Source organism: Amycolatopsis sp. NBC_00438, assembly GCF_036026695.1.
Classification (GTDB): Bacteria; Actinomycetota; Actinomycetes; order Mycobacteriales; family Pseudonocardiaceae; genus Amycolatopsis.
Map to the genome: position 1 here is coordinate 3,886,557 of NZ_CP107923.1, position 24,650 is coordinate 3,911,206.

15 protein-coding genes and 1 pseudogene are annotated in these 24,650 nt (G+C 72.7%); 1 reads left to right on the plus strand and 15 read right to left on the minus strand.

From position 1 onward, the window contains the following. Positions 1–1,357: 1,357 nt before the first annotated feature. The 15 genes and pseudogenes from OG494_RS48380 to OG494_RS17290 form a co-directional block, all read right to left on the minus strand. Positions 1,358–1,696 (minus strand): annotated as a pseudogene (locus OG494_RS48380) (WXG100-like domain-containing protein); the annotation flags it as partial. Positions 1,697–1,715: 19 nt separating this feature from the next. Then, on the minus strand, positions 1,716–2,087 hold the full coding sequence (locus OG494_RS17225; RefSeq protein WP_328456863.1) for a hypothetical protein: 372 nt from the start codon (positions 2,085–2,087) through the stop codon (positions 1,716–1,718). Beyond that, positions 2,080–2,481, minus strand: a complete 402-nt coding sequence (locus OG494_RS17230) for a YbaB/EbfC family nucleoid-associated protein (RefSeq protein ID WP_328456865.1) — start codon at positions 2,479–2,481, stop codon at positions 2,080–2,082. Before OG494_RS17230 ends, OG494_RS17225 begins: the two co-directional genes overlap by 8 nt. Before the next feature lie 10 nt (positions 2,482–2,491). Then, positions 2,492–5,530 (minus strand): right-handed parallel beta-helix repeat-containing protein, encoded by a 3,039-nt coding sequence (locus OG494_RS17235; protein ID WP_328456868.1) that lies wholly within the window; start codon positions 5,528–5,530, stop codon positions 2,492–2,494. 16 nt (positions 5,531–5,546) lie between these two features. Continuing rightward, positions 5,547–9,269 (minus strand): hypothetical protein, encoded by a 3,723-nt coding sequence (locus tag OG494_RS17240; RefSeq protein WP_328456870.1) that lies wholly within the window; start codon positions 9,267–9,269, stop codon positions 5,547–5,549. Between the two features lie 13 nt (positions 9,270–9,282). Beyond that, positions 9,283–9,525, minus strand: coding sequence for a type VII secretion protein EccB (locus tag OG494_RS17245; protein ID WP_247050436.1), 243 nt, complete (start codon positions 9,523–9,525; stop codon positions 9,283–9,285). A gap of 23 nt (positions 9,526–9,548) precedes the next feature. Continuing rightward, the gene (gene eccD, locus OG494_RS17250) at positions 9,549–10,928 is read right to left on the minus strand and encodes a type VII secretion integral membrane protein EccD (protein ID WP_328458959.1); all 1,380 of its coding nucleotides are present in this window, start codon (positions 10,926–10,928) and stop codon (positions 9,549–9,551) included. Positions 10,929–10,933: 5 nt separating this feature from the next. After that, complete coding sequence (gene eccCa, locus OG494_RS17255; RefSeq protein ID WP_328456878.1) at positions 10,934–14,947, minus strand: type VII secretion protein EccCa; 4,014 nt, start codon at positions 14,945–14,947, stop codon at positions 10,934–10,936. After that, positions 14,944–18,546 carry a hypothetical protein gene (locus OG494_RS17260; protein WP_328456880.1) on the minus strand — a complete coding sequence of 1,201 codons (3,603 nt, stop codon included), beginning with the start codon at positions 18,544–18,546 and terminating at the stop codon, positions 14,944–14,946. The genes eccCa and OG494_RS17260 overlap by 4 nt, the downstream gene beginning before the upstream one ends. A 57-nt stretch (positions 18,547–18,603) precedes the next feature. After that, the gene (locus tag OG494_RS17265) at positions 18,604–19,170 is read right to left on the minus strand and encodes a hypothetical protein (RefSeq protein ID WP_328456882.1); all 567 of its coding nucleotides are present in this window, start codon (positions 19,168–19,170) and stop codon (positions 18,604–18,606) included. Positions 19,171–19,261: 91 nt separating this feature from the next. Then, entirely contained in the window at positions 19,262–19,561 is a 300-nt protein-coding gene (locus OG494_RS17270) for a WXG100 family type VII secretion target (protein ID WP_247050428.1), read from the minus strand. Between the two features lie 31 nt (positions 19,562–19,592). Further along, the gene (locus OG494_RS17275; protein WP_247050426.1) at positions 19,593–19,925 is read right to left on the minus strand and encodes a WXG100 family type VII secretion target; all 333 of its coding nucleotides are present in this window, start codon (positions 19,923–19,925) and stop codon (positions 19,593–19,595) included. Between the two features lie 547 nt (positions 19,926–20,472). Then, entirely contained in the window at positions 20,473–21,960 is a 1,488-nt protein-coding gene (locus OG494_RS17280) for an FAD-dependent oxidoreductase (protein ID WP_328456885.1), read from the minus strand. Positions 21,961–21,979: 19 nt separating this feature from the next. Further along, the gene (locus tag OG494_RS17285) at positions 21,980–22,888 is read right to left on the minus strand and encodes an AurF N-oxygenase family protein (RefSeq protein WP_328456887.1); all 909 of its coding nucleotides are present in this window, start codon (positions 22,886–22,888) and stop codon (positions 21,980–21,982) included. Between the two features lie 84 nt (positions 22,889–22,972). Continuing rightward, positions 22,973–23,737, minus strand: coding sequence for an AraC family transcriptional regulator (locus tag OG494_RS17290; protein WP_328456889.1), 765 nt, complete (start codon positions 23,735–23,737; stop codon positions 22,973–22,975). An 87-nt stretch (positions 23,738–23,824) separates the two neighbouring features. Here OG494_RS17290 and OG494_RS17295 point away from each other — a divergent pair, with 87 nt between their 5' ends. After that, on the plus strand, positions 23,825–24,565 hold the full coding sequence (locus OG494_RS17295; protein WP_328456891.1) for a sulfite exporter TauE/SafE family protein: 741 nt from the start codon (positions 23,825–23,827) through the stop codon (positions 24,563–24,565). Positions 24,566–24,650: the final 85 nt, after the last annotated feature.

Consider the following 24,650-nt stretch of genomic DNA (forward strand, 5'->3'; position numbering starts at 1 on the left):
CACCAAACTGGCCGGAGTTGGCAACCCCACTCGCGCCGGACTGACCAGAACCCTCGCCGGCCATACCGGACTGACCAGGCCCCACGCCGGTCGAACCTGGCTGACCAGAACCCGCGCCGATCCCGCCCGAACCGGCGCCGGCGCCAACCCCACCGGAACCGGACTGACCGGAACCGGAGCCGACGGTTGCACCCGAGCCTGCCCCGTTCGAATCGGCGCCTGTTCCGCCAAGACCGGACGTACCGGGTCCGACACCCGCACCCGTACCTGCCCCGGAGCCGGATCCGCCCGAACCGGCGCCTGCTCCGCTCGAACCAGACCCGCCGGAACCGTTATCGGCTCCCGGACCGGAACCAGTCCCGCTCGAAGGAGGCGCACCCGTCCCGGCCGAACCCGTCCCCACTCCGCCGGTACCAGGCGCGCCCGAGCCGGACCCACCGGTTCCGGCACCCGTCCCCCCAGTAGCCGGGCCACCGGCACCAACCGAACCCGCGCCGTTCCCGGAACCGGCTCCCGACCCGCCCGAACCGGAGCCGCCCGTCCCGGACCCTGCCCCGCCCAGACCCGGGCCACCCGTCCCCGGACCCGCCCCGCCCGAACCCGGACCACCCGCCGCAGAACCCGCTCCGCCGGAACCCAGACCGCCCGTCCCGGAACCCGCTCCGCCGGAACCATGACCAGCCGAACCCGAACCACCGCTCCCGGAGCCGGCACCCCCGGAGCCCGGCGCCGGGGGTGCGTCGATGGGCCCGATGTTCCCCCTGTCGAACTCCACGTCCCCGACGTCCTTGGGCCCGGCACCTTCAGCCCCCGGCCCACCACCGGTCAGCTTGTCGTGCAACGACTCCCCGGCGTGGTGCGCACCGTGCGTCGCCGCGCCGCTCAGGCCTCCGTTCAGCGCTCCCCAGCCCAGGCTGTCCAGATCGCCGCCGAAGGCCGCGGCTCCGGTGAGGCCGACCACCACCTCCGTCGCCGCCTCGATGCCCGATTCGCCCCAGACGTTCTTCGAGAACTTCGTGCCGAACTTGCCGTCGACCTTGCCGAGACCGTTGCCCGCCACGTGCGCGAACGCGCCGCCGACCGCGCCCAGGGCCGCCGACTGGCCGATGGACTTCCAGTCGAATCCGTGGCGATTGCCCTGCGCTATCTGGATGAACTGCGCCAGCATGTCTTCCGCGACCTCTTCGGCCGCCTCCTGCGCGGCCTCCCGCGCGATCCTGGCCAGCAGGCTCGTCAGGCGCTGCACGAGCGTGCGCTGCACCGTTACCACCGCGGTCCGGCCGGCGGCCATGATCTCCGGGACCAGCGGTGCGGTGAACGGGTTTGTCAACGCCCACAGCACTTCCGCGGCCGTCACGGCGATCGAGATCAGCATGCCGTACTTGGCGTTCTCGACGTTCAGCGCCTGCTCCCGCAACGACGCCGCCTGCGCCCGAGCACGCTGGACGTAGTCCGCGCCCAGCGTGCTCAAATTGCGCGAGAAGTCCGAAAAATTGTGCTGGACGTCGCCACCGACGTTCGCCGTCACGTGCTGCGACAGCTGGTTGAAACCCTGGCCCGCCGCCGCGATGTCGCGCGCGACCTGGTCCCACTCCGCGGCCAGCTCGCGGAGCTTGTCCTCGTCGCCCTGCGGCCAGGCGTCACCCGCGATGATGTAGAAGATCCAGTTCAGGCTGGGATCCACCATCAGGCTCATCGCGAGTAACCTCCCCGGACTACGAAGAAGCCGGCGGCTTCGAGACGTCTTCCTGCAGCTGCAGGAAGTTCTTCTGCAGGTCGCGCGCCATGTCGAACGCGCCCTGATCGGCCTCGCGGAACGAGCCGGCCATGTCGTGGATCGCGTCGGACGTGCCGTCGACGGCCTTCGCCCACAGCCGGACGCCGTCGCGGATCTCGGCGACGGCTTTCATGTGGGTCTGGGCGAACGCGTTGCCGTTCTTGTCGTGGCCCGCGGCCTCGGAGACGCGCCCGGAACTGCCCAGCGCCTGGATGCGCTGAACCAGCGCCTCCAGCTCCGTCGCCTTCTCGCGGTAGCCGTTGCGGCCGGTGTCGAGCCCGTCGGCGTCCACGAAGAACTGATCAGTCATCCTCGGTCCCTCCTTCGAAACCCGGCACGCGGGCGGCGAACAACGCTTCGACGTCGACCTTCCCGGCCATCAGGTCCCGCGCGGAAAACCCCGGCGGCAGCATCGGCGCGAGCTCCTCGGCCGACGCGTCGATCGCCTGCTGCCGCGCCTGCGCGATGGTCCGGACGATCACCCCGGCCAGCTCGGCCGGCGCCATCCGCTTGTACGCGCTGGTCGGGAACGCCAGCTCGGTGACCTCACCGGTGCGGCCGACGGTCGCGGTCACCTCGCGGCGCGCGGACGTCGCCGTGCCGGTGGCCTCGTCGATCCGTTCCTTGGCTGCGGTCAGGTTTTCGCGCTGCCGCTGGTACGCGCCGAGCGCGTCCTCCAGCATCTTCTCGTAAGGCGATGCCATGACTCCTCCTTCAGCCGACCGAAGCCAGTCCCTGCCCGAGCGCCAGTGGTTCGACGTCCGGCGGGCGGACGCCGCGCAGGTCCGCGGCGGCCAGCGTGCGCGACGCCGCCGTGGCCGACAGCGTGCGGGCGAGTTCGTGCGCGGCGTGCACGGTCCGTTCCGACGCTGCCGCCAGCTCGTGCGCGAGCGCGTCGCGGACGTCGTCCGGGACCTCGTGACCACCGCGGACCAGCAGCCGCACGGCGATCTCGCCGAGTTCGTCCACTGTGTACTCCCCCAGCTCCCAGACCGCCGGGAACCGGTCGCGCAGTGACGGCACCAGCCCGGCCAGCGTCCGGACCCGCCGCGGCTCGCCGGTCAGCACGACGACCGGGTCCGCGGGCCGCCGCCCGACGGCTTCCGCCAGTGCCTCGAGAACTTCGTGACCGGGAGTGTGCACACTGGACTCCCAGTCGCCGTCCAGGTCGAGCACGAGGACACCGCCGCTCGCGTCGTCCAGCGCGGTGCGCACCAGGTGCTCGGCCTGTCCCGGCCAGCGCGGCATCAGATCCTCCGCGACGGACCGGCGGACGAGTTGCCCGACGCCGACGAGGCCCAGTTCGGCGAGACCGCGCGCGTACAGCCGCGCGAACTCCGCCCGGCCCGAGCCGCGCTCGCCGCTGAGCACGACGTTGGCCTCCTGGCCGAGTGGCTGCCGGCCGTGCTTGAGCCCGCCGAGCCGGACCAGCAGGCGTTCCGCGTGTTCCCGCACGGCTTTCTGGCCGACGAGCTTGCGCAGCCGGTGCACGCTGTCCGCCGCGCCGACGGCCGCGGCCGGGTCGGTGCCGACGGACACCGCCGCCTGGGCCGCCGCGGGCAGGTTCGCCAGTTCGGCGCGCAGGTCCTCGGCCGTCAGCCGGTTGAGCTCGGAGTCCTTCGACGGCGGCTGCAGCGCGAGGCGCGACGCCTGGTTGTTCACCATGGCCTCGAACAGCTTCCGCGCGACGCGGCCGTTGCCGAACGTCGAGTTCTTCGGCACCCGCTCGAAGTACTCGCGCAGCGTCGTCAGCGCGTCGTCGGTCAGCTCGTAGTAGTGCTTGCGGGTCAGGCCGAGCGTGATGGTGACCAGCTCGTCGACGCTGTAGTTCGGGAATTCGATGGTCCGTGTGAACCGCGAGGCCAGACCCGGGTTGGACTCGAGGAACACGTCCATCTGCTCGGAGTAGCCGGCGACGATCACGACGAGCGAGTCGCGCTGGTCCTCCATGATCTTCATCAGCGCGTCGATGGCTTCCTGGCCGAAGTCCGGCCCGGAGCCGCCGGAACCCGCCGACAGCGTGTACGCCTCGTCGATGAACAGCACCCCGCCGATGGCCTTCTCGACGACCTCGGTCGTCTTGATCGCCGTCGAGCCGATGTACTGGCCGACGAGGTCCTGCCGCGCGACCTCGACCATGTGCCCCTTGGACAGGATGCCCAGCTCGGCCAGGACCGTGCCGTAGAGCCGCGCGACCGTCGTCTTGCCGGTACCGGGCGGGCCCGCGAAGACGAGGTGCCGGCTCATCGGCGGCATCGGCAGCCCCATCCGCTCCCGCATCTGGGACATCCGGATGAGGTTGATCAGCCCGGTGACTTCCTTCTTCACCCCGGCCAGGCCGACCAGTGACTCCAGCTCGCCGAGCGGGCCGTCGAGCACTTCACCCGCGGCGTCGCTCGTGCCCGGTTCGACGGATTCCGCTTGCGGCAGCTCGCGAACGGGTTCGCTCGCCGCACCGTCCACTTCGCACTCGGTGAGCGTCACGTTCGCGCCGTCGTCGGACGAGACGCCGTTGTGCACCCGACAGCGTGACGCGGTGAGCGTGCCACCGGCCTTGACGACGATTTCGTCGGCGATCTCGCAGTCTTGCAGCTCGGCCGTACCGGTGACGCGGACCCCGCTCCCCCGCACGTGGAGGTCGGTGCCGGTCAACCAGGACGATTCGGTGACCTCGACGGCGAGCTCACGTCCGGTCTCGACGGACGCGTCCGTCAGGTCCAATCGCGACTGTCCGGAAAGGACGATGCCGTGGCCTGCGAGGCGCAGCCCCGCGATCCGGACACTCGCGTCGGCGGTGACGAGCACACCGGTCTGCGTCGCGCGGCGGATCGTCGCACGCTCGAAGTTCGGCGTCGCATCGCCGTCGGCCAGGATCAGGACCGGCGAGTCCTCGAAGGTGCAGTCCACGAAATGCGGCGACGCGTTGCCGGTGACCTGCACGGCGTTGCGTTCCGCGCCGGCGAACACGCATTCGCGCAGTACCGGCGCGGCGGACGCGGCGACGTGCACGGCCTGCATCGGTGCGGACAGGAACCGGGAGTCCACAACGGACACCCGGCCTTCGCTGGTCAGGTATAGGTCGACGTTCGCGCTGTCGCGCACGGTCAGGCCGGTGATGGTGGCGCGGCCCTGCTGCTCCACGACCATGGCGGGCTTCTCGGCGCCGGTGATCTCGCACTGCTCGACCACCGCGACGGCCTCGCCGTTCACGCAGACACCGTTGCCTTTCGGCTGCCGCACCGCGCACCGGCGCAACACCACGGACCCGACCTCCGCGACGACGACACCGGATGAGGCAGTACCGGTGATCTCGGTGTCCTCGATGGTGCTCTGCGACGGCGACGCGACGACGATCCCGGCGCCGGCGGCGCTGGTGACGGCGCAGCCGCGCAGGGCCAGGGAGCCTTGGAGGCGCGCGAGGAGCGTCGCCCAGGAGGCGCCGGTGACCCGGCAGCCGTCGAGGGCGGCCTCGCCGCGCACGACGTCGACCGCGACGAGCTTGTCGTCCTGCCCGGTAAGGGTGAAGCCGCGCAGCTGGACGGCTTCGGCGTTGGCCACGAGCACGCTGCCTTCACGCGCGACGATCTCGACGTCACCCTCCGCGACCAGTGAAACCATGCGGTCGACGACGAGGTTCTCCTCGTAGCGTCCGGAGTGGACGGTGATCGTGGCGCCCGGCTGGGCCTGCGCGAGCGCGGCGCCGATCGTGGGGTAGGCGCCTTCGCCGCCGACCGTGAGTACCTGTCGGTTCATCAGTTCCGCCTCTCCCTCACACCAGACCCGGCACGACGCCGAACCGCCCGGCGGCCGCCGGGTCGACCGGTTCGCGGCCGTCCGTCTCGGCCCACACCTCGAGTTCGCGCCGCAGCGACTCGAGCGCCAGTTCGTCGAGCGAGATCCGGTCGGCGGCGACCTTGCCGGTCTCGTCCACCTCGCTCACGGTCAGTTCCCGCAGCAGCACGAGCCCGCGCTTCGTTTCGGCCGGCTCGGTGACCTCGAGGACCTTGAAGCTGGTCCCGGGCACGAACAGCGCCCGGTTCGCCACACCACCTTCGCCCGGCTCCAGAAGCTTCGTCCGGCGGGCGGTGACCGACCAGACGAGGATGTCCGTGTCACCGTCCGATGTGGACATCGGCGTGGTCAGCGCGTGCAGGAAACCCCACTCGGTAAGCACTTTCCGGGTCCGGTAGAGCGCCCACTGCCCGGCGGACGGGCTGGTCGCGAAGGTCGCGGGCCCCCGGTGCGACGGAAGCCGCCCGAGCCCGGCGACGACACACCGTGCGATCGGGACGTGCGGCCCGTTGCGCCCGGCCCGCAACCCGGCGTCGATGGCGGCGCCCTTGGCCGAGAGGTAGAGCTGCACGGCAACGGCATCGGTCAGCACATCGGCCGACGACGCGGCGAGCGCGCCCTGGAAGCCGGGGTGCTCGGACAGGATCCGCGCGGCGGCGTTGGACATGAGGCCGTACTCGGCGCCGAGGGACTTGCGGAGCCACTCACGTTCCTTGTCGACGCCCCGCTTGGGAAGGAGGGCGGTCGCCTCGGCGGCGGGAGTGGGCTGGAGCCGGGCTGGGTTGGTACCGCCGTCCGCGACCTCGAGGGGCGAAGCCGCGGACGGCGGGGTCTGGGGGGCGTTCGTTTCCGCGCCGCGCGGGGCAGGCTCGCCCGGGTTGCCTGTGCGGGTGGTGCCGCCGAGGACCCCGGCGGGCGGAGTGGCCGGGGCGATGGTGCCACTGGTCGGTCCACCCAGGACGCCCGCGGCCGGAGGAGCCGCGGGACCCGTGGCTGTGCCGGGTCCGCCCGGAGTTTGGGCGGCGGGAAGATCCGTGGCCGGGCCGCCGACGACTCCGGCGGGCGGCGGCAGGTTCACGGGTCCGGCCGAGACCATGGGCCCGGCCGCGGCCTCGCGGAGACCGGCGGGAGGAACCGCCGGCGGCGGGAGGGGTGCGGGCTCGGTGGCGGCCGGTGGGATGACCTCGGCCGGGGCCTCGGGTTGCGGGTCGAGCGCAGCGGTGGCCGGGCTGTCCGCCTCGGCGACCGGAACCGCCGATGGCGGGGTCGCCGGACCCGCGGAAGGACCAGCCGCCCCTGCGGACGGTCGGGTCGCCAGACCGGTTGCCCAACCGACCGGTGAACCGGCAGTGCCGGTCGCCGGACCATCAGCATCCGTGGGCGGGACGACCGGCGGCGTGGTCAGGTCGCGGGAAGAGCCGGTCGCCGCACGGTCAACACCTGCGGCTCGAGCCGCAGGCGCGGCGGCCGGGTCGGCGGAAGCGTCGATCACCGAGCCGATCACCGGTCCCTCCACACCGGCCGGCCGAACTGCCCGGGGCGGAGTAGCCGGGCCTGCGGGAGCGGCGGTCACCGGGCCGTCCACGCCCACTGGCGGGGCCGCCGGGCCGCGCGAAGCAAACGACAAATCCGACCTCGCCGCACCGCCGACACCAGCAGCGGCGCCGGTCGCAGAACCAGCGGAGCCGATCACGGGGCCATCCACGCCGACCGGCAGAACCGCCGGAGGCAGGGCCGCCGGACCACGCGAAGCAAACGACAAATCCGACTCCGCCGCACCGCCGACACCAGCAGCGGCGCCGGTCGCAGAACCAGCGGAGCCGATCACGGGGCCATCCACGCCGACCGGCAGAACCGCCGGAGGCAGGGCCGCCGGACCACGCGACGCGAACGACAAATCCGACTCCGCCGCACCGCCGACACCAGCAGCAGCGCCGACCGCAGGAGCGGCGGTCACGGGGCCATCCACGCCGACCGGCGGAACCGCCGGGCCACGGGACGCGAGTGATGAGTGCGGCTTTGCGGCACCGGCTGTCGAAGCAGCGTCTTCGGGTTTCGCGGCGTCGGTCGTCGAGCCGGTCATGCCTGCGGGCGGGGGCGGCAGGATGACCGGGCCACCGGAGACCGCGCTCTGCTCCGCGGCGGGAGCTGGGCCACCAGCGGCCGCCGACGGGCGTGCAGGAGGCTTGACCGACTCCGTGGCCCGCTCCTCCGACCCCAGGGCCGGCATCCGTGGCGGGGCGGCCGTCGTGATGGTTACCGGAGCCAGGGATGCCGCGATCACCGCACCCGGGTCCAGACGCTCCGAGATGCTCAGCAGCGGCGCCTCCGCCGGCGCCGTGCCGCCCACCCTGGCCGGGGCCGCCGCTGGGGGGACTGCCCGTGCCGGGGCGGCGGCCGGTGGGGCGGCCTCGATCTCTGCCAGTGCCCGGCGCGGGATCGTCGTCCGGGCGCGCTCCGCAAGGAGGGCCGCCGCGGGGAGGATGCGGCTGATGCGGCGGGTGTGCTCGTCCAGCCTGGCCAGGACGTCCTCCGCCAGCAGGCGCATGCGCTCGACCGCGTCCGCGCCCTCCTCCGGGACGTCGTACGTCAGGTTGTGGACCGACGTGTCCAGGGTGACCTCGCGCAACGCCTCCACCGTCGGGCCGGCCGACGGCGGACGCAGCAGCAGGCCCGACTGGACGACCTCCAGCACCGCGTCCGGCGAGTACCAGTAGACCGCGGGCTCGATCTCCTTCAAACCCTCGATCGGCAGGCGGTGGTCCAGCATCCGGGGCATCGGCTGCTGCGGGACGTACGCCAGCTCGCGGGCGAACGTCGCCCAGCCGAGGCCGCCGTCGTAGAGGACCGTCCAGACGTCGAGGTCGTGCGGGGTGCCGATCGGGAGTCCACTGTAGAACCCGACTTCGCGGCCCAGCAGGTCGGCGAGGGCCTGGCCCAGGGTCGTGCCGGACGGCACGGACATCGGGCCGTACTGGACGAAACGGGCCTTGTGCCGCACCGGTTCCGGCAGGCGCATCCAGAGGCGGGCCGCGTCGTCCATCGTCAAGGGCGGGCAACCCGGGCAGCCCAGGACGATCGTCATCGTGTCCGGCAACGCCGGCAGCCCGCGGATCAACGCCGAGCGATGGTAGCCGAGCTGGCGGTCGAAGCCGACCGGGCGGATCCACAAGCCGCCGGGCAGCGGCTCGGCCACGCCGCGGGAGCTGGTCGACGTCAGTTCCGCGGTGACGCCCGAATCCCACGAGGGACGCGGGAAGCGCTTCGCCTCCCACTTCGGCGGACGGCCGGGCTGGAACCGGACCCAGCCGCTGCCACGTCCACTGTGGACGAACAGGGCACCGCCCGCGCTCGGGATCACCGAACCGTCCGGGGCCAGCACCGGACGGCCGATGCGCTCGGCCAGCCACTGGCCCGCCAGCGCCGATGTCTCCCGCGAGCGCCCGCCGATGACGAGACGCACTCCGCGACGACGTCGCGGCAGAGCCTTCGCCACCGACTCCCACAGGGAGATCGGCGAGTCCACCGGCAGGTCGACGACGACGAGGTCGTGTTCGGTGTCGGCCGCGACGCCCAGGGCGAGCGCCTGCGCCTCCTCCGTCATCCCGGCGGCCGGGTGGACGACCAGGGCGTTGCCGACCGTCTGGCGACCGAGGTCGGTTTCCGGGCCGCCGCGGCGGCGCACCAGCGAGAGATCCATGGTGACGCTCCTTTCAGGCTCGGCGGACCGGGGGCGGCGTCGCCTGGACGGCGTGCCCGGTGTGGTGGGCGATCAGGCCGAAGACGAAGAACCCCAGCACGATCAGCACCGCCAGCGCGGCACCGACCAGCAGGCCGGTCCAGGTGCGCTTGGCGGGCACGTCGAGGTGGCTCGCGTCGCCGAGCACGAGCGCCGACGTCATCCGCCCGATGAGGAACGAATACGCCTCGACGTGGTCCTTTTGCGTCTGCACCATCTCTCAAAGCACCCCGTCCGTGTTCATGCCGTGAGACCGACGGCCCAGGCGTACGTCCCGAACAGCTGCAGCAGGATCGGCAGGATCGCGACGGCGCTCAACGTCTCCAGCCAGTTGGCCAGGTGGCCCCAGATCGGCAGCAGCCGTCGCGGTGGGGGCCGCAGCATGGCCAGCACCAGCAGGAAGAACACCAGCACGACCCCGGCCGCCGACGCGCCGCGCCAGTCCGGGGTGAGCGGTTCGATCAGCGAGAACGCCAGCAGCACCAAGCCGAGCGCGCCGGCGACGGAGAGGGGCACCCGCTGCCACGCGCCGAGCAGGCTGCGCGAGCGCATCAGCACGGCCGCCGCGAGCAGTCCGGCCAGGATGCCGGGGAACAGGCCTTGGCCGACCAGGAAAGGGAACGAGCACGCGAAAACCACGGCCGACGTGACGCAGGCGATCGTGAGGTAGCCATCGGCGTACGCGGTCTGCGCGACCATTTTCTCCGCCGGCGCGGGCTCGATGTCGTACTGCAGCTCGTCGGCCGTGCGGGGCAGCTGCGGGCCTCGGATGCGCGCGAACCGGATGCCGATCCGGGGCGCGAACACCAGCAGTCCGATGAGGACGGCCGACACCAGGGCGGCCGACTGCACCGGCGAGAACTCCGGGCCGTAGTGCAGCCACAGCGTCACCGCGCCGGCCGCGGCGGTGGCCACGACCGTGCCGAACGGGACGAACGGCGTGACCGGCGCCCACGCCGCGCGGCCGCCGAGCATCAGGCCGCCCGCCAAACCGAAAGCGAGGCAACCGGACAGCAGCGGCGCGGTCTGGAGGTCGAACGCCGGGCCGAGGCCCGCGACGGCGACCGCGCCCGCCACGAACGCGAACCCGCAGCCGCCCAGGCCGAGCAGCGTGATCAACGCCGTGTCCTCGGACCGGACGCCCGAGCCGACGGCCGCGACCAGCAGGCCCAGCGCCACGACCGCGCAGCCGATGGCGGACAGGCCCGTTGCGCCCGGGTAGAGCAGGACGCGGGCCAGCACCAGCAGGCCCGCGATGGCGAAGCCGAGGAACAGGAACCGGTTGAACTCCGGCTTCCAGCGCCCGGACTGGCGGCTGACGGCGGTGGCCATGCCGTCGGCGATGTCGTCGAAGTCCAGTTCCGGCAACGGATCGAGACGAGGGCGGAGGTGGAACTCCTCCCCCTCCTTCCAGTCCAGCGACTCCGGCGTGCCCGCCGGGTCGAGCGGCGCCTCGCCGAGGCGCTGCAGGACCCACGAGTCGCCGAGGTCCTCGTGGCCGCCGGTGTGCCGCAGCAGCACCGGCAGCAGGCTCGTCACCGGGACACCCATCGGCACGGCCAGGTCGGCGCGTCCCTGCGGGCCGTGCACGGTGATCCGGCACAGCTCGCCCTGCTGCATGGCGGTCAACGTCCGCTCCCTTCGAGAGTGCCGAATGTGCTGCCGACGAGCTGCTGGTCGGGCCCGGGCACGAAGCCGGTCTGGACGAGCTTCACGCCACGGCGGGTGACGACCTGGGCACGCCCGGCCGGCAGCTTGCGCGGCGCGGCCTCGCCCAGGAACTTGCCTTCTTCCTTGGGGTAGGAGAAGACGACGCCGGGGCTGCCCAGCTCCCACATCCGGCGGATCACCGGGTCGCTCAGCGCCCGCATCGCGCCGGACGTGCTGCGCGCGACGATCAGGTGCATGCCGATGTAGGCGCCCTGCGCGAGCAGCGACAGCAGCGGCTCGAGCGGCGAGCCCATGCCGCCGGTGAGCAGCTGGTAGTCGTCGACGACGAGGAACAGCCGGGGCCCGGTCCACCAGTCGCGGCGCTTGAGCCGGTCGGCGGTGACGCTCTGGTCCGGCACCCGCGGCGAGAGCGAAACTCCCGTCTGGGTCGCCAGTTCCTGCAACGCCTCGGTGGTCGTCGCGTAGCCGACGCGGTAGGCCTCGGGGACTTCGGCGTCGAGCTGGCGGCTCGGGTCGGCGAGCACGATCTTCGCCTCGCCCGGCCCGTAGCGCGCCAGCACCGAGCGCAGCACCAGCCGCAGCATGTTGGTCTTGCCGGTCTCGTTGTCGCCGAACACCAGCAGGTGCGGCGTGGCGCGGAAGTCGTGCCACACCGGCAGCAGCCGCTGCTCGTCCTGGCCCAGGGCCAGCCGCAGGTCGCCGTCGGGGCGGGGCAGCTCGGACAGCGGCAACGTCGAGGGCAGCAGCCGCACGGCCGGCGCGCGGCGGCCCGGCCAGAACGTGTGCACCTCTTCGGCGACGGCCTTGGTCGCCGCGGCGAGGTCGCCGGTGGCCGCGCTGCCGTCCATCCGGGGCAGGCCCGCGAGGAAGTGCAGACCGTCCGGGGTCAGACCGCGGCCCGGCTGGCTCGGCACGGTCTTCGCCTTGCGCGAGCCGATCTCCGACTCCATCGGGTCGCCGAGGCGCAGCTCGAACCGGGTCTGCAGCAGGTCGCGCAGGTACGGCCGGATCTCCGACCAGCGCGTCGACGCGACCACGACGTGGATGCCGAACGACAGGCCGCGCGAAGCCAGCTCGCCGATCTTCTGCTCCAGCTCGGAGTAGTCGTTCTTGAGCGAGAACCAGCCGTCGACGACCAGGAAGACGTCGCCGAACGGGTCCTCGACCTGGCCGCGGCGGCGCAGCTGCCGGTAGACATCCATCGACTCGACGCCGCGTTCGGAGAAGATGTTCTCGCGGTGCTCCATGATCTGCGAGATCTCTTCGATGGTCCGCACGACGCGGTCGCGCTCGAGGCGCGTGGCGACCGAGCCGACGTGCGGCAGGCCGCTGATCGACATGATCCCGCCGCCGCCGAAGTCGAGGCCGTAGAACTGGACCTCCTCCGGGGTGTGCGTCATGGCCAGGGCCAGCACCAGGGTCCGCAGCAGCGTCGACTTGCCGGTCTGCGGGCCGCCGACGACCGCGACGTGGCCGGCCGCGCCGGACAGGTCCGCCGTCAGCAGCTCACGGACCTGTTCGAACGGCCGGTCGATCATGCCCAGCGGCACACGCAGGCGGCCGCACTGGGCCGGGTCCTGCACAGTCATGCCGCGGACGGCGTCCGGCAGCACGCCCGGCAGCAGCGCGTCCAGGCTGGGCGATTCGGCCAGCGGCGGCAGCCACACCTGACGCGCCGCCGGACCCGCGCCGGTGAGCCGCTCGACGAAGGCGTCCGCCAGGGTCGGCCCGCTCGGCGCGGTTTCGAGGATTTCCTGGGCGGTCTTCGCATCGGCCGCGAGGTCCGGCTCGTCGTCGCGGACGATGAACCGGGTCGGCCGGGTCCGGGTGAAGAACGGGACGACCTCGGCCCCCGCGCGGGCGACGTCGCCCGCGCCGTCGCCGCTGCCGGCCGGGACCGGGCCGGAGACGTAGGCGGCCTTGAAGCGCACCAGGTTCGTGGTGTCGATCTTGAGGTAGCCGTTGCCCGGTTCGGACGGCAGCTCGTACGCGCTGCCGACGCCGATGACGCTGCGGGACTCCATCGAGGAGAACGTCCGCAGCGCGATCCGGTACGACAGGTGGCCTTCGACGCGGTGGATGCGGCCTTCGTCCAGCCGCTGCGAGGCGAGCAGCAGGTGGACGCCGAGGCTGCGGCCCAGCCGGCCGACCGAGACGAACAGCTCCATGAACTCCGGCTTCGCGCTCAGCAGCTCGGAGAACTCGTCCACCACCAGGAAGAGCGTCGGCATCGGCGGCAGCTGCTCGCCGGCCGCGCGGGCCTTCTCGTACTCGAACAGCGACGGGTGGCCGCTCGCGCGCAGCTGCTCCTGGCGGCGCACCATCTCGCCGTTGAGCGAGTCCTGCATCCGGTCGACCAGCGGCAGTTCGTCGGCCAGGTTGGTGATCATCGCCGAGGTGTGCGGCAGCCGGTCCATGCCCAGGAACGTCGCGCCGCCCTTGAAGTCGACGAGGACGAAGTTCAGGATCTCCGACGAGTGCGTCGCGGCCAGGCCGAGCACCAGGGTGCGCAGCAGCTCGGACTTGCCCGAGCCGGTGGCGCCGATGAGCATGCCGTGCGGGCCCATGCCGCCCTGCGCGGACTCCTTGAGGTCCAGCTCGACGATCTCGCCGTCCTCGGTGACGCCGATCGGCACCGACATCCGCGCCCGCTGCACCGCGCGCGGACGCCACTGCGCCGGGATGTCGAAGCTGTGGACGTCGCGGATGCCCAGCAGCGCGGTCAGCCCGAAATCGCTCTCGAGGGGCTGTTCGGTGATCTCCAGGGTGCCGCTGGTGCGCTTCGGCGACAGCAGCCGGGCCAGGCCTTCGATCTGCGTCACGGACAGTTCGTCGCGGATCGCGGAGCCGACGCCGGTGCCGGCCGGGAACTCGACGCGATCGTCCTTTGTGTTCAGCCGCAAGACCTTGGGGCCGCCGGGAAGCGCGCCGGTGACGTCCAGCAGCACGACGTTGCGCAGCCCCGCGCCCAGCAGCCGCGACGACTCGGGGATGGTCGCCAGGTGCGCGACGATCACCACGAACGGTTCGGTCGTGGTCGGGCCGACGGCCTTGTCGTGGTCGTCGCGGTCGGCGACGTCCGGGCCGAGGACGTCCATCAGGTCGTCGTGGTCGGCGGCCAGCAGCCGCAGCGGGCCCGCCGGGTCACGCAGGGTGGCGTGCTGGTTGTGCGGCAGCCACTTCACCCAGTCCCACTGGGACTGCGCGGCTTCGGTGGTGAGCACGGCGATCCGCAGCTCGTCCGGCGAGTGGAACACGACCAGCTGCGCCAGCATCGCCCGCACCAGGCTCGCGGCGGCCTCGGGGTCGCCGTCGAACTCGACGCTGGTGAAGCTGCGCAGGCCGACCGCCGTCGGGATGCCCGACAGCGACCGGTAGGTCTCGGTGAAGCGACGCAAGGAGATCGCCGACAGCGGTTCGAGGTCCTCGATCGGCTTCGTCACCGGCGGGACCAGTTCTAGGGCCGACTGCTGCGAACCGAGGCCGATGCGGACGCGGCCGAAGTCGTCGTGGCTGACCCGCCGTTCCCACAGCCTACGTCCCATCGACAGCGACCACAGCGAGTCCGGCGACGGGTTGTTCCACGCGACCGCCCGCCGCTGCTGCTCGGCCGTCGCCCGCGCCCGGGTGCGGACCTGCGCGATGTAGCGCAGGTAGTCCCGGCGTTCGGCGCGCATCTTGCGCTTGCGCTCCCCCACCGCGCGGGTCAGCTGGCCGACGCTCATGGCCATCATGGACAGGCCCATGCCGCCGCCGAGGACGTAGGTCATCGGCGAGCTGCCGCCGACGCCGGAGAACGACAGCACCATCACCATCGACCCGATGCCCATCGGCAGCATCATCAGCAGCGAGTTGAAGTCCCGCGCCGCCGGTTCGGCGAGCACGGGCGGCTCCTGCAGCTCTTCCTGGCCTTCGGGCAGTTCGGGGCCCGACGCGCGCGGCCCGCGCTTGACGGTTTCCGTGCTCACTCCAGCACCCCCGAAGGACGGCTCGCGGACCGGCCCCAGGCGGAGTCGTCCTGGCTCAGCAGATCCGCCATGGTGCGTTCGGCCTCTTCCTCTTCGCCGGTTTCGGCTTCCGGTTCCGGGGCTTCGGTTTCGGTCTCCATCGCCGGGCCGTCGCCGCAGGTCGGCAGCTCGTCCGGGATGAACTCGCCGTCGCCGACGCGGATCCGCCGGTACGTCTCCCTCGGTTCGTCTTCGACGGGCCGCCACGGTTCGTCACTGCGTTCGACGAGGTCCGTGCTGACGTCCTGCTCCCGCTCGGCAGCGGGCGCGAACGGCAGGAGACCCGGCAGGAACTCGGCGGTGCCGACGTCCCAAGCGGACGTGTCCTCTGTGGACTCGACGGGGCGCACGACCGAGATCCGCACGTCGTCGTCTTGACTGTCCGAAGCGGACTTCCCGACGGGCGCGGTGCCCCAGCCGCTGACCGGCACGGCGGTCGCCCAGCCCCGCGGGGTGCCGGCGCCCGGGTCGGGTTCGCCCGGGGTGGCGGCGGTCGCCCAGGCCGAGGGGTCGCCGCCGAGGAGGCCGGCGGAGTCCGGGCGGTCCGCGGCGGAACCGTTGTCGGGCGGTGTCATCGGCGGCGGCATCATCGGCATGGCGGGCACGCCCGGACCGGCGGCGGTTGCCTCCGGGGTCCGGGGCGCGTCGACGCGCGGGGCGGCCGGGATTCCGCCGCCCACACCACCGGTCACCGCTCCCAGGGACGGGGCCTCGCCACCGGGCACCGCCGGGCTCGCGCCCAGGGACGGGGTTCCGGCACCCGACACCGCCGGGTCCGGCCACGACGCCGCACCGAGCGGCGGGGTCACGCCGGGGCTCGACCACGACGCCGCGCCCAGCGCCGGGGTGTCCCCGGTGGCGCTCGGGTCGCCGACACCGGTGGGGGCGTCCGGCGTCCAGGCCGCGTCGACGCCGCCGAGCAGACCGGCCGAATCCGGCCGCTCCGCACTCGTCGGGTTCGCGCCGCCACCCATGCCACCGGGCGGCATCATCGGCATGCCCGCACCCGGCATGCCCTGCTGCTGACCACCATTCGACGACGACAGACCGCCCGGCGCCGGCACCTGGCTCGCGTCGAGGCCCTTGACACCACCCGGGTCGACGGCGTCCGCGCCGCCGATCCCACCGAGGTCACCGGCACCGCCGCTATCGCCCGGAGGCGCCGACCACGAAGCCGACTGCAGGGCGGGAGTCTCGCCGAACGAGCTCGGGTCGCCGAGGCCGTCCGGCACGTCGGCCGTCCACGGCGCGTCGACGCCGCCCAGCAGACCGGCCGAATCCGGCCGTTCCGCGCCAGTGGGGTTCATGCCACCGCCCATGCCACCCGGCGGCATCATCGGCATCCCCGCTCCCGGCATGCCCTGCTGCTGACCACCGTTCGACGTCGAGAGGCCGCCGGGCGCCGCCAACTGACTGGGGTCCAGGCCCTTGATGCCACCCGGATCCGAAACGCCGGCACCGAGGTCGCCGAGGCCACCCGCACCGCCGATGTCACCGGCACCGCCCGCGCCGCCGACGTCACCCGGAGGCGCCGACCAGGACGCCGACTCCAGCGCCGGGGTCTCGCCGAACGAACTCGGGTCGCCCAGGCCGTCCGGCAACGCCGAATCCCACGGCGCGTCCACGCCGCCGAGCAGACCGGCCGAATCCGGCCGTTCCGCGCCGGTCGGGTTCATGCCACCACCCATGCCACCCGGCGGCATCATCGGCATCCCCGAACCCGGCATGCCCTGCTGCTGACCACCGTTCGACGTCGAGAGGCCGCCGGGCGCCTGCAGCTGGCTCGGGTCGAGGCCCTTGATGCCTCCGGGGTCGGGGACGCCCGCGCCGCCGACGTCGCCGACACCGCCCGCACCGCCGACGTCACCCAGGCCGCCCGCACCACCGACGTCACCGGGAGGCGCGGACCACGAAGCCGACTTCAACGCCGGGGCGTCGGTCAGCGCGCTGGGGTCGCCGAGGCCGTCGGGCAGGCTGCTGGTCCACGGCTTGTCGACGCCGCCGAGCAGGCCGGCCGAGTCCGGGCGCTCCGAGCCGGCGGGGTTCATCCCGCCGCCCATGCCACCCGGCGGCATCATCGGCATGCCACCGCCCATCGGCGAGGTGAAACCGCCACCCGCCTTGGGGTCCTGCAGCGACGACGGCACGTCGGCCGGGTTGAGGGCGTTCGCGCCCAGTCCGTTGAGACCGCCGGCACCCGGCGGGTTGCCCAGCGCCGGCGACTTCAGGTCGCCGAGGCCGTCGAGACCACCCGCGCCACCGCCCGCACCGACGTCACCCGGCGCCGAGTCGAACGAGGGCGACTTGATGTCGCCCAGGCCACCGGCGCCGACGTCGCCCGGCGGGCTGTCGAGCGCGGGCGGCTTGATGTCGCCGAGGCCGCCGGCCTTCGGGCCGTCCTTGCCCCCGGCACCGGACGGCGGCGGGGTCAGGTTCGGCGAGGTCAACGGCGGCAGGGCGCCACCACCCGCGCCGACGTCCCCGGGCGGGCCGTCGAGCGAAGGCGGGTTGATGGCCCCGAGATCACCGGGGCCACCGGTGCCGCTGTCGCCGCCCGCACCGGGCGGCGGCGCGACGGCGAGGTTCTGGAACGGCGGGGGTGTGCCCCCGCCGTCCCCGCCCAGGCCGGAGTCACCGCCGGGTGGCGGCGGGATGTCGGCGCTGGACAACGGCGGCGGATTTCCGCCGCCACCGCCGCCACCCGTGTCGCCGGGCGGGGGCGGGAGCTCGGGAGGCGGCACGTCGCCACCGCCGCCACCGGAACCGCCGGGCGGCGGCGGGATGGCGGGCGGGGGCGGCGCGTCCGCGGGAGGCGGGATGTCCGGGGGCGGCGGGGCCTCGGGCGGCGGAGGCGGCGGCGGGACGTCCACGGGCGGCGGGGTCGCCGGCGGCGGCGCGGTGTAGCTGGCGACGGAGAACGAGTGGTACTTGCCGGACAGCTGGTTGCCGACCTGGCGCATGTCGTTCGTCATCATCTCGACGGCGTCGGGGAACTGCGAGATGTACGCACGCCCGTCGTTGAGCACCTTGCCGCGCGCGATGACCTGCTGGGCGTAGTAGGAGTCGATGTAGCGCAAGGTGTTCTGCGCCCACTGCAGGTACGCGGCCGAGTTGGCGAGCTGGTTCGGGATGTTGCGGCCGCCGCTGCTGCCGTCGCTGATCTGGTGGACGAGGCCTTGGAACTTCGAGGCCATGTCGTTCATCATGCCCTTGAAGTTCGTCGCCGCGGTGCCCTTCCACGGGCCGTCTTCCCCGGCGAGCGCCTCGACCTGCTTCTGGATGGCCTCGGCGACGACGGCGAGGCTCATCTGCGTCGTCTGGAACACGCCGGCGGCGGCTTGCAGGGACTGCCAGTTGACGTTGCCGTAGGCCTGGTCGGCCTGGTCCTGGCCGGGCGCCATCGAGCCGCCGCCGAGGATGGCGGCTTCGATCTGCTTCCAGGTCAGGCCGTCGAAGTCCTTGCCGGGGTCGCCGGTGGAGTTCGTCGGCGTGTTGCTGGAATCCGGCCAGACGCCGTTGTCGTCCTGGGTGAACCCGTGGGTGTTGTTGTCGTCGCCCATCGTCCCTCGCTCGCCCGTTCCCTGGTTCGGCTCAGCCCGCCGGAACCCCGCCCGCGATCAGTGCTGCTTGGACCCCGCGCCGGTGATCTCCGAGCTGAGCTGCCCGAAGTACTGGTTGTAGGCGTCGGTGGTCATCTTGTTGGCCTCGTCGGCGGAGTCGTAGGCGTTGGCCGCCTTGTCGACCGCGTCCGCCGCGTCGTGCATCGCCGTGATGAGGTCCTGCACGGTGGTGCGGGTCGAGTCGCGCAGGCCGCCCTCGCCGACGATCGGCTGGATGAGCTTGTCGTGCGCGGTGGCGAACACACCCGGCTTGATGTTCACGGTGTCGAGCTGGCCCGGCAGCTTGGCCAGCGGGCCGTCGGCGAGCGTGCGCAGGTTCTGCGCGAACGTGTGCATCGCCTGGGTGTTCACCGCGGTGACGCCCTTGCCGGGGTGGTCCGCGCCGCCCGGGACCGGCGGCGCGGTGGAGACGTCACCGACCGGGATGTAGACGTTGCCCTGGTCGCCCGGGTCCTGGTGGCCGGGGCTGTTGAAGGCGCCCTCGGTCGACGGCGGGGTGTCGCTGTGCTGGTTGTTCGGGTTCGCGATCTGGGCGGTTTCGAAGACCACCGGGTCGAAAGCCATGGCGGAGGAGTCCTTTCCGGTCTGTCGCGTTCGGACGAACCGGCCGGGGCGCGGCGGCTGACGGCCGCGCCCCGGCCGGAGCGCGGGGTCCTCAGCGCTGCGCGAACCGCGTCGCGTTGGCGCTCTCGGTGCTCGACGTGCCCTCGTTGACGGTCGCCAGCGTGCGGCCGGCGGCGTCGAGCGACTGCGGCAGCGTCAGCGCCTGCTGGCGGCACCACTCGTAGGTCGACTGGAACTCGTCGGCCGCGCTGCCGAGCCAGTGCTCGCGCTGCGCGGTGATGGTGCGGTTCATCTGGTCGAGCAGCTCGGTGATCTGCTGCGACTGCTGCTGCGCACGCCCGACCGTGGCTTCCATCTGCGCGAAGCTGATGGTGAACTGACCCAGAGCCATGGGGTTTTCCTTTCTCGAAGAGGGAGTCCGGTCAGAAGCCGGGGAGGCCGCCGATGGTCGCGGCCTGCTGGCGCACGTTCGAGGTGTTGTCCTCGTCCTGGCGGTCGTAGTCGTTCGCGCCGGTCGTGACGTGCTGGGAAAGCGTGTTCAGCCGGTCGACGATCGTCTGCACGGTGCGGTCGAACGTGCCCATCGCCTCGTGGAAGACCACGGCCGCGTCCGAGCGCCAGGTGCCCAGCAGCTCCTGCATCGTGGAGTCCACCTGGCGGTTCACGCCCGTGATGCCCTGGCCGGTGTCGGTGATGGTGCTAGCGCCTTGGCGCATGATCCCGGTGTCTACCTTGGCGCCGTTCTGAGCCGCCATTTTCGCCTCCTCGAATCCGTTGTTCTGCCCTGCCTCAACGGGGTCGGGCCGCCTCCGTCCACAAAGGAGTTCCGCGGGCCCCGGCATCGCCCCGCCCGGCACTCTCGACGCCGGAAGACGTGAAAGCCTGACGGAGACAGCACGATGATCGTATGGATGATTTCCGAAGGGCGCGCGACGCGGTTCCCTTAAGGACACAGAGGCGCGAACGGTCGGGCAGAAACGGACATTCCTGGTCAACACCCAGCAGGAGGGCCCCGAAATCCGCCCGCGGCGCCGGGTGGCTGCCCCTCCGGCCACGAATGTCTGCCCGCGAACGCCCGGCGCGTGCGCGAGCAACCCTACGAAAGTCGCGGATTCATTCCACCGGCGAGGAATAATCGCGCCGGAGCCGTGCACGAATACGCGGGTTGTCCGGTGTGGACATTCTTATTTCTTCGGTGCCGAACCGGATTTGGTGCGGTACCGCATCACTCATCCGGGGGATGCCGCGAAGACGAAACCACCCCGGTCTCCGCGGAGACCGGGGTGGTGGACGAACGGGCACTCAGGCGCGGCCGAAGAGCTTCCGGACGCGGCGGCGCACCGGGAACCGGCCCGCGACGGCGTCCTCGAGCAGGGCGCCGATCGTCTCGCGGGCACACGCCCGGTTCGCGCCGATGCCGCCGGACGGGCCGCGCTTGATCCAGCCCGCGACGTACGTGCCCGGGAGGCGCTCGACGCGGCCCTCGACGTTCGGCACCGTTCCGGTCAGCTCGTCGAACGGCAGGCCGGGCACGCCGGTGCCGCGGAACCCGGCGGCCCGGACGACCCGGCCCGCACCGATCTCGACGGCACCCTCGACGCCGGTGACACGCACGCCGCGGACCTCGGTGTCGCCGGTGAACGCCAGTGGCGCCGAGTGGAACCGCAGGACGATGCGGCGGCGGTCATCCGGGGGCGGCGTGGACCAGTCGACGGTCTCCCGGGGCAGGCCGCGCAGCGGTGCCGCCTTGCCCTCCCCCCGGTCGATCGCCGCCGCGACGCGCGGGTCGTGCGCGTCGAGCACGAGGTCGACGCCGGCGCGCTCGGCGAGGGCCAGCAGCTCCGGCCGCGTGTAAGCGGCGGTCTCCGGGCCGCGGCGGGCGAGCAGCACGACCTCGCGCACCTTGCTCGACCGCAGCCGGGCCAGCGCGGCCGGGGCGATCTCCGTGCCCACGAGGGTCTCGGGGTCGGCGGTGAGGATGCGGGCGATGTCGAGGGCGACGTTGCCGGTGCCGACGACGGCCACCCGCTCGGCCGAGAGGTCGACGGCGCCGGGCGCGACGTCCGGATGGCCGTTGTACCAGCCGACGACGGTCGTCGCGGCGAGGCTGCCGGGCAGGTCCTCCCCCGGGACGCCGAGGGGGCGGGCCGCCGTGGCGCCGACCGCGTAGACCACCGCGTCGTACCGCGCGGCCAGCTCCGCCGCGGTGACGTCGCGGCCGATCTCGGTCCCGAGGCGCAGCCGCAGCCGCGGGTGGTCGTGGAACCGCGCGAACGTCTCGCCGATCTTCTTCGTCGAGGGGTGGTCGGGCGCGACGCCGAAGCGGATCAGGCCGCCGGCCACCGGCAGGCGGTCGATCAGGGTGACCCGGGCGTTGGTGTGCAGTAGCAGGTCCTCCACGGCGTACATACCCGCCGGGCCGCTGCCGACGACCGCGACGTCCAGCGGCGCGAAGTCGCTCGGGAGCACCCGGGTGAACGCCGGGGGCGTCCAGCGGTGGAAGTTGGGCGCGGCACTCGCCTCGGCCAGCACGTCCTGGCCCGCGTAGTACTCGGCGTTGATCTCCTCGTAGGCCCGCAGCGGCCCGGTGAGGTCGCCGGCCGGGAAGATCGCGTCGACCGGGCACGCGTCGGCGCAGGCACCGCAGTCGATGCAGGTGGCCGGGTCGACGTAGAGCATCTCGGTGCGGCCGAAGTCCGGCTCGTCCGGCGTCGGGTGGATGCAGTTGACCGGGCAGACCGACACGCAGGACGCGTCGGCGCAGCAGGTCTGCGTGATCGCGAAGGCCATCTCGTCGACTCCGGGGCCGTCAGATCAGGTTCGCGCGCTTGTAGAACCACAGCGCCGGCTTGGTCAGCAGCCCGGCGGAGTGGAGGAACTCCATCAGCCCGGAGCAGCTCGAGCGCAGCATCGACTTGTGGTGCTGGTTGGCCTTCGCCTCGCGCCGGGCGCGCTTACCGTCCAGCCCCGCGTTCTCGTAGACCTGGTGGTTCACCATGCTGGTGACGATGAAGAACGACGCGATCGCGACGACCAGCGCGTTGATCTGCCGCCGCACCCACCCGGCGCCGTCGAGCCGCTGACGGGTTTCCTCGCGCGCGAACTTCATGTGGCGCGACTCTTCGACGACGTGGATGTTGTTGATGGTCCGGACGAACGGGACGACGCGCTCGTCGCGCATCCAGTCGCGCTGCATGACGTCGAGGACCTCTTCGGCGACGAGGATCGCCGCGTAGGCGGCTTCACCGGTCGCGGTGGCCTTGAAGATCCGGCCCATCTCGACGACGAACCGGCGCGGGCGGTAGGCGGGCGCGCCCAGCTTCGCCGCACCGCGGGCGAACATGATCGAGTGCCGGCACTCGTCGGCGATCTCGGTCAGCGCCCACTGGAACGCGGGATCGGTCGGGTCCTTCGCGTAGAAGTCCCGCAGGATCATCTGCTGCAGGATCATCTCGAACCAGATGCCGGTGCTCGCCACCGACGCCGCCTCGTGGCGGGTCAGTTCGCGCTGCTGTTCCGGGGTCATCCCGTCCCAGTAGGACGTCCCGTACAGCGTGCTCCACTCCGGGCTGGCGCCGTGGAAGTCCTTGTCGAGCGGCGTCTCCCAGTCGACCTCCTCGACGGGGTCGTACGAGAGCTGCTCCGACGAGTCCAGCAGCCGGCGCGCGATGGTCTCGCGGTCCGACACCTCCGGCTCGCGTTCGCTGATGCTCGTCATGCTGACCTCCTCGTCAGGTGTTACCACGGTTTACTGTTACCTACCGTAACACATAGATTTTCCGGTGCACACCCGTCCTCGGAGTCAGCGCTCGCGGAACTCGCTGGGTGGCGCGCCGAGCAGGCGGTGGAACATCGTGGTGAACGCGCCCGGGCCCGCGTAGCCGAGGCCGGCGGCCACCTCGGCCACCGGCGCACCCGCCGCGAGCAGCGGCAACGCGTGCAGCACGCAGGCGCGACGCCGCCACGGCGCGAGGCCGAGCCCGGTCTCGGCGCGGAACCGGCGGTGCAGCGTCCGCTCGGCGACGTGCAGGCGGGCCGCCCAGGCCGCCGGCCGGACGTCGATGCGTGGCTCCGCCAGGAAGTCCTGGCACAGCCGGCGCAGCTCCGGGTCGGCGGGCAACGGCAGGTCGAGCGGCAGCGGCGCGGCCCGGCGCAGTTCGTGCAGCGCCAGCTGCAGCAGGACCGCGTCACGTCCGCGGGCGACGTAGCGCGGTTCGACGTCGACCGCCTCCCGCAGCAGTTCGCGCAGCAGCGGCGTCACCTCGACGACCCGGCACCGGGCCGGGAACCACGGCACCGCACGGGGTTCGACGTACAGGCTGCGCGTGCTGACGCCGGTCATCCGGACCGCGTGCGGCGTGCCGGCCGGGATCAGCACGGCCCGGTGCGGCGGGACGGTCCACGCGCCGTCGGCCGTCTCGACGCGCATCGAGCCGGTGACGCCGTAGAGGACCTGGGCGCGGCGGTGCCGGTGTTCGGCGAGGACGTGGCGGGGCGGGTAGTCGGTGCCGATGGCGACGACGTCCCGGTCGAGGTCGTCGACGGTGTCGATGTGGATATTGCGCACGCCGCCGAGCCTAGGTGGCCGGAACTCGGAAGAACTTGGCTGATCATCGAATGCCCGCCAGGCGCGTCCGCCCTAGCGTTCCGGTACGTGCTCCTCTTCGGACTGGGCGTCCTCAGCGGCGTCACCACAGCGCTTTTCGGGTTCGGCGGCGGGTTCGTGACGGTGCCGGTGGTCTACGCCGTGGCGGCGACCGGCCCGGCCGCGATGCACGTCGCGGTCGGGACGTCCGCCGCGGTGATGCTGGTCAACTCGCTCGGCGCGACGCTCACGGTCACCCGGGCGGGCCGGCTGCAGCGGGCGTACGTCTGGCCGCTGGCCGCGTTCATCGCCGTCGGCGCGGGCCTCGGCGCGCTGGCCGCGACGAGCGTCCCGGACGGCGTCCTGCACGCCCTGTTCGCCGCGTACCTGGCGCTGACCATCCTCGACTGTCTCCTGCGGCGCGGGTTCCTCGGCGGCGGCCGGCCGCGCCCGCTGAGCCGGGCCACCGTCACCGCGGGCGGCGTCGGAATCGGGGCGGTGGCGGGGTTTCTGGGGGTCGGCGGCAGCGTCCTGACGGTGCCGTTGCTGCGGCGGCGCGGCCTGCCGATGAGCGACGCGACCGCGCTGGCCAACCCGCTCAGCCTGCCGGTGGCCGTGGCGGCGACCGCCGTGTACCTGGCCACGCCCGGACCGGCGGCGATCGACCTTTCCGCGGCGGCGCTCCTGCTGGCCGGCTCGCTGCCGACGATCGCGCTGCTGCGACGCCGGTCGCCGTCGATCCCGGACCGCGCGCACGCGGTGGCGTATCTGGGACTGCTGGGCGCGGCGCTGGTCACCATGCTGGGGTGAGCCCGGCGCGCGGGCACCAACCCGATCGGGCCTCGGCGTGCCGCCCGTCGATCACCCGCGATTCGGTGTACGGTCGTTCACTCAA

Coding starts and splice junctions, on each gene's coding strand:
- OG494_RS17225 (WP_328456863.1), bottom strand. CDS start 2,087: ATGACTGATCAGTTCTTCGTGGACGCCGACGGGCTCGACACCGGCCGC.
- OG494_RS17230 (WP_328456865.1), bottom strand. CDS start 2,481: ATGGCATCGCCTTACGAGAAGATGCTGGAGGACGCGCTCGGCGCGTAC.
- OG494_RS17235 (WP_328456868.1), bottom strand. CDS start 5,530: ATGAACCGACAGGTACTCACGGTCGGCGGCGAAGGCGCCTACCCCACG.
- OG494_RS17240 (WP_328456870.1), bottom strand. CDS start 9,269: ATGGATCTCTCGCTGGTGCGCCGCCGCGGCGGCCCGGAAACCGACCTC.
- OG494_RS17245 (WP_247050436.1), bottom strand. CDS start 9,525: ATGGTGCAGACGCAAAAGGACCACGTCGAGGCGTATTCGTTCCTCATC.
- eccD (WP_328458959.1), bottom strand. CDS start 10,928: ATGCAGCAGGGCGAGCTGTGCCGGATCACCGTGCACGGCCCGCAGGGA.
- OG494_RS17260 (WP_328456880.1), bottom strand. CDS start 18,546: ATGGGCGACGACAACAACACCCACGGGTTCACCCAGGACGACAACGGC.
- OG494_RS17265 (WP_328456882.1), bottom strand. CDS start 19,170: ATGGCTTTCGACCCGGTGGTCTTCGAAACCGCCCAGATCGCGAACCCG.
- OG494_RS17270 (WP_247050428.1), bottom strand. CDS start 19,561: ATGGCTCTGGGTCAGTTCACCATCAGCTTCGCGCAGATGGAAGCCACG.
- OG494_RS17275 (WP_247050426.1), bottom strand. CDS start 19,925: ATGGCGGCTCAGAACGGCGCCAAGGTAGACACCGGGATCATGCGCCAA.
- OG494_RS17280 (WP_328456885.1), bottom strand. CDS start 21,960: ATGGCCTTCGCGATCACGCAGACCTGCTGCGCCGACGCGTCCTGCGTG.
- OG494_RS17285 (WP_328456887.1), bottom strand. CDS start 22,888: ATGACGAGCATCAGCGAACGCGAGCCGGAGGTGTCGGACCGCGAGACC.